The 12076-nt window shown below is 43.2% G+C and carries 7 protein-coding genes; all 7 read right to left on the bottom strand.

The features are described 5' to 3' along the window. Positions 1-267: 267 nt before the first annotated feature. The 7 genes from H6G26_RS00110 to H6G26_RS00080 all read right to left on the bottom strand — a co-directional run bounded on the left by H6G26_RS00110 (position 268) and on the right by H6G26_RS00080 (position 11983). Complete coding sequence (locus H6G26_RS00110) at positions 268-2784, bottom strand: FG-GAP repeat protein (protein ID WP_190727326.1); 2517 nt, start codon at positions 2782-2784, stop codon at positions 268-270. Positions 2785-3551: 767 nt separating this feature from the next. Next, a complete protein-coding gene (gene nifJ, locus H6G26_RS00105; RefSeq protein WP_190727325.1) occupies positions 3552-7199 on the bottom strand; it encodes a pyruvate:ferredoxin (flavodoxin) oxidoreductase in 3648 nt (1215 codons plus the stop codon). A gap of 371 nt (positions 7200-7570) precedes the next feature. After that, a complete protein-coding gene (locus H6G26_RS00100; protein WP_190727324.1) occupies positions 7571-8332 on the bottom strand; it encodes a DevA family ABC transporter ATP-binding protein in 762 nt (253 codons plus the stop codon). A 60-nt stretch (positions 8333-8392) separates the two neighbouring features. Continuing rightward, positions 8393-9559 (bottom strand): ABC transporter permease DevC, encoded by a 1167-nt coding sequence (devC, locus tag H6G26_RS00095; RefSeq protein WP_190727323.1) that lies wholly within the window; start codon positions 9557-9559, stop codon positions 8393-8395. A 14-nt stretch (positions 9560-9573) separates the two neighbouring features. Beyond that, a complete protein-coding gene (locus H6G26_RS00090; RefSeq protein ID WP_190727322.1) occupies positions 9574-9909 on the bottom strand; it encodes a DUF2834 domain-containing protein in 336 nt (111 codons plus the stop codon). A gap of 47 nt (positions 9910-9956) precedes the next feature. Further along, positions 9957-11246 (bottom strand): ABC exporter membrane fusion protein, encoded by a 1290-nt coding sequence (locus H6G26_RS00085; RefSeq protein WP_190727321.1) that lies wholly within the window; start codon positions 11244-11246, stop codon positions 9957-9959. 119 nt (positions 11247-11365) lie between these two features. After that, positions 11366-11983: a TetR/AcrR family transcriptional regulator gene (locus tag H6G26_RS00080; RefSeq protein WP_190727320.1), complete on the bottom strand. Its 618-nt coding sequence runs from the start codon at positions 11981-11983 to the stop codon at positions 11366-11368. Positions 11984-12076 lie beyond the last annotated feature (93 nt).

The raw sequence follows: 12076 nt of genomic DNA, 5'->3' as shown, positions 1-12076 counted from the left end.
GATAGCGCAGCGTTAGCGAGTCCGCGAGCGTCGGCAGAAGGCAGGAGAAAGAAAATATATTTTTTTGCCCTCAGCAATCAAGGGTTTAAAGCCCCTAAATTTATTTATGAATAAAGATAAAAAATGTATTTTGAGACGCGCAGCGCAAAAAATACAGCGTCCATTATAAATCCCATAAATAAATTGCTAACTGAAGAGCAGTTAGCGGTGAGAGTTGTCACGCTTAAACATGAAACTTCAAACTTGGAACTCCATGTTTTGGGCAAACTATGCTTGCAACACAAAATCAGATGCCGTGAGGTTTGGCGCACCAGTTAGAGTCGCAAATAGACCACCACTAGCGAAACCAGCCGCGCTGCCATTTTGGTTGTAGAACAACTGCCCACTCACAGAATCGTAGACAATTTTCGCTGTGCTAGTCGCGGCGGAAGTTGTGATTTCAAAATCACTCTTGTTACAAAAACCAATTCCCGCAGCAGAAATAATGGCGCTAAATGTAGTTTTATTTAGTACAATCTTGTCACCTTCAGAACTGTTGAAGTCCGTAATGGTATCTACACCAACACCATCTATGTTGTAAACGAATCTGTCAGCATTTACACCACCAATCAGAATATCATTGCCTACACCACCCACAAGAGTATCATTGCCTGACCCGCCCCGCAACAGGTCATCACCACTCAAGCTATTGATAATATCATTACCCTCTTGACCATTAATCACATCATTGGAGTTGTCAAAACCTGTGATGTTATTGTTTAAGTCATTGAGGAAGGTGACAGTGTTTTTGTTGAAAATGCTAGTTTGAGTGGAGTTGGCATTAATCACATCAAAGCTATCAGTAATGCTAGTTTGCCCATCAAACAAAATATTGCCAAGTGCAGGTCTTGAAGAAATTGCTGGCAGGTTATCCAGGTTTTCTAAAAGGAAGTTTTGCAATTGGACTTTGGTATTAGCCACATTTTCAAAGGTGACTTCTAAGTTGTTGCCTTTTTGAGTTAGTTGCAGATTTCGGGCAGTTAAGCCCGAACCGATAAATTGTAGTGTGTCAACATTCGCAATCACAGCCGATGATGGGTTGTAGCCCTGATCTACGCCACCAAAATCAGTGATAATGTCATTGCGATCGCCAACGCGAAATACAAACTTATCTTCACCACCGTTGCCTGTCAGGGTTTCGTTAACAGTTATGTTGTTGCTAGGTATGCCAAAGAGGGTATCTGCACCAGGAGTTCCAGTCAGCTTACCAGGGGTGCCGCCACTGCCGATGTTCTTCCCCCCAAATATTACATCGCTTTGCCCAGCACCAGAGATGCCGTTGCGGGAGGCAAAAGGTGCCCCAATAATCACGTCGTCAATGCCATCAGCGTTGATGTCCCCTGCATTGCTGACTGAGCTGTCTAAAGAGTTACCCGATCCAATGCCGTTAATTAAAAGGCCATTAGTGCCATTCAAATCAGAGAGGTTGAGGCTGCCGCCACTGCCCAGATTCCTCCCCCCAAATATTACATAGCTTTGCCCAGGAAAATCTTCGTAGTTGCGGTAGTCACCATTTGCCCCAATAATCAGGTCGTCAATGCCATCATTGTTAATGTCCCCTGCATTGCTGACTGAGTTGCCTGAATTGTCACCTGCTGCAATGCCGTTAATTAAAAAGCCATTAATGCCATTCAAATCAGAGAGGTTGAGGCTGCCGCCAGTGCCCAGATTTGTCCCCCCAAACACTACATAGCTTTGCCCAGCAAGAGAGTTGCCGTTGGGGGAGGCATATAGTGCCCCAATAATCAGGTCGTCAATGCCATCAGCGTTGATGTCCCCTGCATTGCTGACTGAGATGCCTGAATAGTCATTTGCTGCAATGCCGTTAATTAAAAAGCCATTAGTGCCATTCAAATCAGAGAGGTTGAGGCTGCCGCCACTGCCCAGATTTGCCCCCCCAAACACTACATAGCTTTGCCCAGCACTCTCTTTGCCGTTGGGGGAGACACCACTTGCCCCAATAATCAGGTCGTCAATGCCATCATTGTTGATGTCCCCTGCATTGCTGACTGAGTTGCCTATGCCGTTAATTAAAAAGCCATTAGTGCCATTCAAATCAGAGCGGTTGAGGCTGCCGCTACTGCCCAGATTCCTCCCCCCAAATACTACATACCCAACAAAATTTTTGCCGTTGGGGGAGACACCACCTGCCCCAATAATCAGGTCGTCAATGCCATCATTGTTGATGTCCCCTGCATTGCTGACTGAGAAGCCTAAACTCTCATTTGCTGCAATGCCGTTAATTAAAAAGCCATTAGTGCCATTCAAATCAGAGGGGTTGAGGCTGCCGCTACTGCCCAGATTTGCCCCACCAAACACTACATAGCTTTGCCCAGCACTAAAGTTGCCGTTGGGGGAGGCACCATATGCCCCAATAATCAGGTCGTCAATGCCATCATTGTTGATGTCCCCTGCATTGCTCACTGAGTCGCCTGAGAAGTCATCTGCTGCAATGCCGTTAATTATAAAGCCATTAGTGCCATTCAAATCAGAGAGGTTGAGGCTGCCGCTACTGCCCAGATTCGTCCCTCCAAACACTACATAGCTTTGCCCAGCACGATAGTTGCCGTTGGGGGAGGCATTACTTGCCCCAATAATCAGGTCGTCAATGCCATCGTTGTTGATGTCCCCCCCATTGCTGACTGAGGTGCCTGATAAGTCAGATTTTGCAATGGCGTTAATTATAAAGCCATTAGTGCCATTCAAATCAGAGACGTTAAGGAAATTTAATAATGAATTAGCCATAATTACCTCTCCCACATATAGTTATTAAATAGTTATTGACTGCGTGGTTGATATATCAACTCGGAAAAAGATAAATCTAGGGTTTATACAAAACATCCCACTTTTTTACAAAGCATTCCAAAATAGGTACGCCCTAAAACTCTCTTTTGATCTCATCCATCACTAGTGAAGAACTCGATTAACGACCCAATAACAATACTCCATAATTACCGTAGCACCTCGTAGCGCGTCTTGTAGCACAGAGTTGATCTTTGGTGGTTTGATCGGTTGGTGCGATGCCTAACGGCGGGCTACGCCTACGCTAAAGTTGTTTGATAAATCTCGTTTCCAGGTAAAACCCGGAAATGCTTTTGGGCGAGGCGGAACCTCATAGTAGGCATTACAGCTATTTTCAGGTAAATAGACTGTGCCCTTACTGCACAGCAATGCTCATTGGTGTCAACTTAAGCTCAAACGCTTATCCCACAAGCGTTTTACCCCCCTTAATCCCCCCGATGCATTGGGGGGAGAAATGCAGTTCCCTCCCCTTGACAAGGGGAGGGTTAGGGTGGGGTAACGCGGATCGTGATGGGAAGCCAAAGAACTGAATATCACGTTTTGACAAGGGTTTCACGTTAACTTGACACGTATGAGCAATGCTGTGCCCTTACCACAGATGTGGTTCAAATATATAAAAACTGCTGTAGGTTGTTATAACCGTTAAATTGCTTAAATCTTCTTATCGCGATTTTTATAACTAAAATCAAGGCTAATGTTCAAAGAATTGTTCAAAGAATATCGCGTTTTGCCAGATATTGATACATCTGCCAACGTGTATCTACCTCTGCTTGGGCTTGTTCTAACAAGTGTTTGGCTACTTTAGGTTTACTCTTGGTGAGCATCTTGAAGCGATTTTCTTGATACATCGAATGTTCTACAGATTGCGTAGGCGATCGCATATCCAATTGCAGTGGATTTTTACCCTGTTTAAGCAACTCTGGATTATGCCGATACAGCAACCAACGACCTGATTCTACCAGAGTTTTCTGATGATTCATCCCTGTGGTCATATTAATGCCGTGGGCTATGCAATGGCTGTAAGCAATAATTATTGATGGGCCATCATAAGCCTCTGCTTCCAGAAAAGCTTTGAGAGTATGTTCATCTCTAGCACCAAGGGCTACACTCGCTACGTAGACATTTCCGTAGGTCATGGCAATCATCCCTAAATCTTTCTTAGGTGCTGGCTTACCACTGGCGGCATATTTCGCAACTGCTGCTCGTGGCGTAGCTTTAGAAGATTGACCACCTGTATTAGAATACACTTCTGTATCCATCACCAAGATGTTCACATTTCGACCACTAGCAATTACATGATCGATGCCGCCAAAATCAATATCATAAGCCCAACCATCACCGCCAACAATCCAGACGCTTTTTCTCACCAAGTAATCTGCAAGGGATTTTAGATTTTGGATTTTAGATTTTAGATTAGGATCGGAAGTTACGATTTCATCTAACTTCTGCTGTAACAGTTCTATTCTTTCGCGCTGTTCCCAAATGTCAGCCTCAGATTTTTGTTCAGCTTTGAGAATAGATTGAACTAAATCCTCAGAAACTATTTCCCCATTCCCTATTCCCCATTCCCCACTCCCTAACTGCTGCAACAATTCCGCCGCAAACTCAGCTTGTTTGTCGAGGGAGAGGCGGAAGCCAAAACCGAATTCGGCGTTATCTTCAAATAGATTATTAGACCACGCTGGGCCGCGTCCTTCGGCGTTGGTTGTCCAAGGTGTTGTGGGGAGGTTCCCACCATATATTGAGGAACAACCTGTAGCATTGGCGATGACGGCGCGATCGCCAAACAATTGTGTTAATAATTTTAAGTAAGGTGTTTCACCACAACCTGCACAAGCACCAGAGAATTCAAATAAAGGTTCTTGCAGTTGTTGTTGGCGAATCTGGTTTAATTTTAGCGATCGCCTATCAGGATTAGGTAAACTCAAAAAGAAATCCCAGTTTTTTCGCTCTTGTTCCCGCAATGGCAACTGTTGTGCCATGTTAATCGCTTTCAACGATGGCTCAGATTTATCTTTAGCAGGGCAAATATTTACACAAATAGTGCATCCTGTGCAATCTTCTGGGGCAACTTGAATGGTAAATTTTTGATTGGCAAAGTCTTTATCTTTTGCACCAGTTGACTTGAAGGTTTCTGGTGCATTGGCTAACTCATCGGCTTGATAAGCCTTTGCGCGGATGGCACTGTGAGGACAAACCATCACGCACTTACCACATTGAACGCAGACATCCGGCTCCCACACAGGTATCTCTTCGGCAACGTTACGTTTTTCCCACTTCGCAGTACCTACGGGAAAGGTGCCATCAACAGGTAATGTGCTAACAGGTAAGTCATCACCTTCCCAAATCATGATTTTGCCCAGAACTTCTTGCACAAATTCAGGAGCGGAGTCTAGCAATTTTGGATTTTGGATTTTGGATTTTGGATTGTTGATTGTTTGGGGGACATCTACTTTATGCAAGTTGTCTAAGGTGTTGTCTACAGCTTGCAAGTTCATGCGGACAACTTCTACGCCTTTTTTACCGTAGGTTTTTTCAATTGCTTGTTTGATTTTAGCGATCGCTTCTTCCTGTGGCAAGACACCCGCTAAGGCAAAGAAGCATACTTGCATAATGGTGTTAATTCTGCCACCCATGCCACTTTCACGGGCAACCTGGCTAGCATTGATTACGTATAACTTCAAATGTTTTTCGATAATTTGCTGCTGCACCTTTAGCGGCAGATATTCCCAGACGGTATCTGCATTGTATGGACTGTTAAGCAGCAAAGTTGCCCCAGAAGTAGCAGCCTTTAAAACATCTATGCGTTCTAGAAATCCCCAATGATGACAACCAATAAAGTTAGCTTGGTCAATCAAGTAGGTGGAACGAATTGGCTCTTTACCGAAACGTAAATGAGAGACGGTCATTGAGCCAGATTTTTTGGAGTCAAAGACAAAGTAGCCTTGGGCGTAATTGTCGGTTTCTTCACCAATAATCTTAATGGAGTTTTTGTTAGCCCCAACAGTACCATCAGCACCCAACCCATAGAACATTGCCCGAACAACGTTATCCGATTCTGTAGAGAAATTAGGGTCAAAGCTCAAGGCAGTATGACTAACATCGTCATTAATCCCGATAGTAAAGTGATTTTTCGATTTAGCTTGAGCAAGGTTGTCAAAAATGCCCTTCACCATCGCCGGAGTAAATTCCTTAGATGAAAGACCATAACGCCCACCGATGATTTTAGGCAGAGGGGCAGAGGGCAGGCGGCGAGGATCTTCTCCCCTGCTCCCTGCTCCCTGCTCCTCTGCCTCTTCTCCCCACGCCTCATGGATAGCAGCCACAACATCTAAATACAAAGGCTCACCGGCGCTACCTGCTTCTTTGGTACGATCAAGAACTGCGATCGCTTGTACACTAGTTGGTAATACTGCAACAAACCTTTGGACATCAAAGGGGCGGTAAAGTCGCACTTTGACTACACCAAGTTTTTCACCACGGGCGTTAAGATAATCTACTGTTTCATGGACGGTTTCACAACCTGAACCCATAAGAACGATAACCCGATCGGCATCATTAACGCCGTAATATTCATAGATTTTATAATGCCTTCCCATGCGTTCTCCAAATTCATCCATGATGCGCTGGACAATTTCTGGACAAGCATTGTAATAAGGGTTCGCGCCTTCGCGTCCTTGGAAGTAGACATCGGGGTTTTGGGCAGTACCGCGCAATACTGGACGATCTGGAGTGAGGGCACGGCTGCGGTGGGCGAGTATTAGGTTATCGTGGATGAGCGATCGCAAATCATCATCTGACAGCAATTTGACTTTCTGCACTTCATGTGAAGTACGGAAACCGTCAAAGAAATGCATAAACGAGACTCGCGTCTCTAGGGTAGCAGCATGAGCAATGAGAGCAAAATCTTGACTTTCCTGCACCGAAGCGGAACACAGCAGGGCAAAACCAGTTGCACGAGCCGCCATCACATCGCTATGATCGCCAAAAATAGATAAAGCATGGGTAGCCAAAGAACGGGCGGCAACGTGAACCACAGCGCTAGTCAGTTCACCAGCAATTTTGTAGAAGTTGGGTATCATCAACAATAACCCCTGAGATGCCGTGAAGGTGGTACTCAGGGAACCTGTTTGCAATGCTCCATGCACAGCACCAGCCGCTCCCCCTTCGCTCTGCATCTGCACGACGCTGGGAATAGTACCCCAGAGGTTAGGACGACCTTCTGCTGACCAAGCATCTGCCCATTCACCCATTGCTGAAGAGGGGGTGATGGGATAAATGGCAATCACTTCATTTAGTTTGTAAGCAACACGGGCGACAGCTTCATTCCCATCAATGGTTGCAAAGGTTTTGTTCATAATCTGAATTTTTGTCCCCGTCTTTCAACTGCATGATCAGAACACGTAAATAGAAGACTTAAAAATAGCCAGAGTCAGGTAGGCAATGTATTATGCGCTTTTTAGTTAACTTGAAATAAATACTGTATATATGAATATCTCATCTGAGATAATGCATCTATTAATATGTCTTAATCATGTACTCAATCACCCAAGTATTGATTAAATAAGGCTTTGAGATAATTTATTCTTTTTTGTGGGGTATAGGTTCGGGAATCTTTTTGTTCGTTAAATTCGATTTAGAGTTTTCGAGACGCGACAAATCGCCGTCTCTACAAGTGTTTTTGTCTTATCTGAATTGTATTGACCTTGAAATGGCTACATAAAATTAGTTAACTGTTGACTGAGAGCGTTGCAGTTGTATCTATACCATCAGTTTTCAGTTGACCATCTTCCATATAAATGATGCGATCGGCAATATCAAGGATGCGGTTATCGTGGGTAACTAGCAAAATCGTACATCCTTGTTCTTTAGCTAGCTTCTGCATTATTTCTACGACATCGCGCCCAGATTTTTTGTCGAGTGCAGCAGTGGGTTCATCTGCTAAGACAATCTTAGGATGGCTAACTAAAGCACGAGCGATCGCAACCCGTTGTTTTTGCCCTCCAGATAGTTTCTCTGGGTAATAATCTATACGATCTCCTAAACCGACAGTTTCCAAAATAGCGATCGCTTTGGCATTGATATCCTGATTCAGAAAATCGTCGTGCAACTCTAAGGACATCCGCACATTTTCTTTTGCTGTCAAAAAAGTCATCAGGTTATGAGCCTGGAAAATATAGCCAATCTGGCGGCGAAGTTTAGTTAATTGCAGCTTTTTAGCGCCACGAATTTCCTCCCCTAAGATTTTGAGACTACCTTCTTGGGCAGAACGCAATCCACCCATTAAGGTTAACAAGGTGGTTTTCCCCGAACCAGAGGGGCCAGTCATGATAACGATTTCTCCAGCAGTAATCTCCAAATTAATGTCGAATAATACTTGTTTGCGAAGCCCACCTTCACCAAAATAGTGATTGAGGTTACTAATAGAAATTACAGATTCTAAAACAGAAAGTGTTGAGTTGGAATTTTCTGGTAAATATTTTTGCAACATAGGATTTTATAAAGCATTGGTATGGGGAAATAATTTTTGTACAGACGCAATTAATCGCATTTAAAAAACATCGGCAGGGTCAGCAGATCGTAACTTCCGCATTGCGATCGCTCCAGAAACACTACACATAATTACAGTTAAAATCCAAACCTGTATCGCCCGTTCCATTTTCATGAAAATAGGAAGCATCGTCGCAGCGTATGTGACTTGATACAATCCAAAAGAAAGGATAAATCCAGGCAGAAAACCTAAGATAGCCAATAACAATGCTTCTTGAATTAGAACTCCTAAGAGATAATTATCGGTATATCCCATTGCTTTGAGGGTGGCATATTCTGGCAAGTGGTCAGAAACATCAGAGTAAAGGATTTGGTAGACAATCACGATGCCAACGATAAACCCGACTGCTGTACCCAAACCGAAAATAAAACCAATGCCAGTACCTTGTTCCCAATAAGTTCTCTCCACTTTGGCAAACTCTTCTGGAGTCAGGACTCTGACATCTTTAGGTAGTCCATTGACAAGTTGCGATCGCACTTTTTCGGTATCGGCATCTGGTTTAAGCGTAATCAATCCAACTTCGATGCGATCGGGTTGACGCTGTGGAAATAGCTGAAGAAAGGTCGAATCACTGGTGATCACATTACCATCGGCTGCAAAGGAAGCACCATCAGTAAACAAGCCCTTAACTAGGACGGCTTTACTATTGAGTTCCGTGTCAAATTTGCCTGTATTCTTAAAGATATCGGCAACCGCCCCGTATTCTGGACGACCTGCCTGGTCAAACAGAACTTGATACAACTGTTTAAGATGCTCCTGATTTTGTTTAATTTCGGGCGATTTGAATGGTGATTTTGCCGGATCTACACCCCAAACTAAAATGGCACGCTCAAGACGTGTTTCAGGATTTCGCCACTGTCCAGTGCTGATGTAGACAGAATTAACTGACTGAACACCTTCATAACCTAATGTTTGATATAGTCGCTCTCTGGAAAAGTTTTTTACAGAAAATAAAGTTTGAAATTGGGGACTAATTAAAACCAAATCTGCCTGTAAATTGCGATGAGGTTTCACAGCAGCATCAAAAAGCGCACTTTCAAATCCCAACTGGATAAACATCAGTATATCGGCAAAGGCAATACCTGCAACTGCTACAGCCAGACGGGTTTTTTCTTTCATTAACTGCCGCCATGCTAGAGGCGTTTTGCGAAATACTTTAGAAAACATATTTAAAAAACCCTTTAATAACCCAGTGTTTCAGCTTGCTGTTCAAGCTGGCGCTCTCGCATCAAAAGAAATAATGGAAGACTTAAAGACACACCAACTAAAAGACTACAGACAATATAAACCCAGAGATTTTGCATTTTCAGACGTGTTCCTTCCCAAAATACGAATGTCCACAAAACTAGGGATGAAACAATAACATCCATGCCAAAAAAACCAGAAATTTTGTTGGCAAAGAGTTGTTCAAAAAACAGCTTTATATCAAGACCATGTTCTAAGATAAATGGAACCAACTGGGAGTAAGGTAGAACGAAGCCAAGTACACACAGTAAAAGGTATATGACTTTAATCATGATTGAATTCACCTTATAAAAATGCTGGAATACACGAGACAACAACTCTATATTTCAATTGCTGTCTGTACCTGTAAGTTAGTGAAACCTGCAACTCGTTTGCTGTCTTCAGGATTGAGGCGAATTTTCACCTCAACTACTCGGCTATCAAGGTTTTCCCCTGGCTGGTTGCTGAAAACGTTTTGTCTATTCACCTGCAAACCAATTTGGGCAACGGTTCCTCGCAGTTCACCGACAAATGCCTGACTGCTAATCAGTGCCTGTTGTCCTAGTTTCACTTTACCGATGTCGGTTTGATAAACTTCTGCTACTGCCATCATCTGGTTTGTTTGCGCTAAGTCTGCAATGCCAGAAGCACTAATTTTTTCTCCGACTCGCGTATGAATTTTGATGATTTGTCCCGCCATCGGTGCTTTGATGTAAGCACCCGCCAACTCGGTTTGGGCATGTTTGAGTGTGGCGATCGCATTTTCAACTTCTGTCTTGGCTGCGGCGACATCTACAGGTCGGACTTCTTCAATACTGTTAAGTGTGGCTTTGGCTTCATTAACTTGCTTGCTACCAGTGGCGTTAGTACGGGCGAGTGCTGCTTTGGCTTCGGCAAGTTGTTTGCTAGCAGTGGTGTTAATCCGGTTGAGAACTGCTTTGGCTTCGTCTACTTGCTGTTTGGCAGTTTCTACAGTCAAGCCTTTGCTATCGTACAAAGAATTAGAAACTGCACCTTGAGAATACAGCTGCTGATAACGTTGATATTCGGCTTCGGCATTTTTGAGTTCTGCCTCTAGTTTCTTAATGGTTGCCTCTTGCGCTATTCTGTCGCCTTCCCACTGTGCCTCTATGCGGAATATCGCTTCCTGTTGCGCTGTTTTGTCTCCTTGGGATTGGGCTTGGAGACGTTCAACGCTTGCCTGCTGGGCCTGAATTTCTCCTGTTTTTGCTCCTGCTTGCACTTGAGCGAGTTTAGCTTGAGCAACTCTGACTTGTTGTTGGGCTTGTATTACAGCAGTTTGCAAGCGATCGCGGGCATCTAACATTGCTACCACTTGTCCGCCTTTAACGCGATCGCCTTCTTTGACTAGAATTCGGGCAATGCGATCGCCATCCAATGCTAAGGGCGCAAACAAGCTAATTACCTCTGCTTCCGGTTCTAGCCGTCCTAATGCAGCTACTTTTTGAATGTTGGGTGTACTTTCAACTGGCTGAGATGTCCCAGGTTGGGTTATTTGGCCAAACTGAGAAATCCCATAAACAATAATTCCACCTGTAATAGCAGTAGCTGCAATTACTAATGCAACTAACCCTTTCTTGGAAGCTTTCTCTGATAACTTTTGAACCATTACTTTTGCTCTCCTAAAAAAATGTTTTATCTATAGTAAAAATAATTTTAAATTTTCAATAAATGCTGATAATTATTTATTTACATACAGTAGTTTATAATAAGCATAAAGTACATAATCTAGCTCTCCAAACCTGATATAAAGGCTGTCTTACTCCTAGACACTACTGTATGCTGCGGTAAGTATACCGTCAATATTCTGCCTAACAACGCACATTGTTCAATAAAATCAATTGTTTCATTACCCCATAACTTTTCCAGAATTAGCCCGTCTACAAAGCTCAAAACAAAGGAAGCCAATACTGAATCTTGAATACCGAATAAATCGGAAATAGCCTCTTGATAGCGCTGATTAGTCCGCTTGAAAATACTATTTTTCAACATTTGTTTAGAGTCTTTATGTTGGCAAAAATCAATCCAAATATAAGTCCATTTAATGAAATAATCTTCGTTTTTCACTAAATATCTTCCTAATGCTTCCATTGATTCTTGCAGCGTTTGCGCTCCTTCTAGTTCAGCTAATGCTGTACTTAAATCTTGCTCACATATTTCCTGGGCCAATTGCTCAAATAGAGCTTGTTTGCTAGAAAAATAGTGGTACAGCGTACCAGTAGAAACCCCTAGCTCTTCAGCAATTTGGCGCATAGTGATGGAACCATAACCTTTTTGGGCAAATAAATCAAAGCACTTGTCGAGCAGTTCTTTACGGTATTGCTCATGGTCAACAATCTTAGGCATTACTCAGTTTATTTATATCGAACAAACGTTATATATTAGAGTAACATCTTTATTGCTGATATGTAAAAGCATAGTTGATTGATTTTAATCGAA

It is taken from the genome of Nostoc sp. FACHB-888 (assembly GCF_014696655.1).
Taxonomy (GTDB): domain Bacteria; phylum Cyanobacteriota; class Cyanobacteriia; order Cyanobacteriales; family Nostocaceae; genus Nostoc.
This window is presented reverse-complemented; position numbering and strand designations above follow the sequence as displayed.

Coding starts and splice junctions, on each gene's coding strand:
- H6G26_RS00080 (WP_190727320.1), bottom strand. CDS start 11,983: ATGCCTAAGATTGTTGACCATGAGCAATACCGTAAAGAACTGCTCGAC.
- H6G26_RS00090 (WP_190727322.1), bottom strand. CDS start 9,909: ATGATTAAAGTCATATACCTTTTACTGTGTGTACTTGGCTTCGTTCTA.
- H6G26_RS00100 (WP_190727324.1), bottom strand. CDS start 8,332: ATGTTGCAAAAATATTTACCAGAAAATTCCAACTCAACACTTTCTGTT.
- H6G26_RS00085 (WP_190727321.1), bottom strand. CDS start 11,246: ATGGTTCAAAAGTTATCAGAGAAAGCTTCCAAGAAAGGGTTAGTTGCA.
- nifJ (WP_190727325.1), bottom strand. CDS start 7,199: ATGAACAAAACCTTTGCAACCATTGATGGGAATGAAGCTGTCGCCCGT.
- devC (WP_190727323.1), bottom strand. CDS start 9,559: ATGTTTTCTAAAGTATTTCGCAAAACGCCTCTAGCATGGCGGCAGTTA.
- H6G26_RS00110 (WP_190727326.1), bottom strand. CDS start 2,784: ATGGCTAATTCATTATTAAATTTCCTTAACGTCTCTGATTTGAATGGC.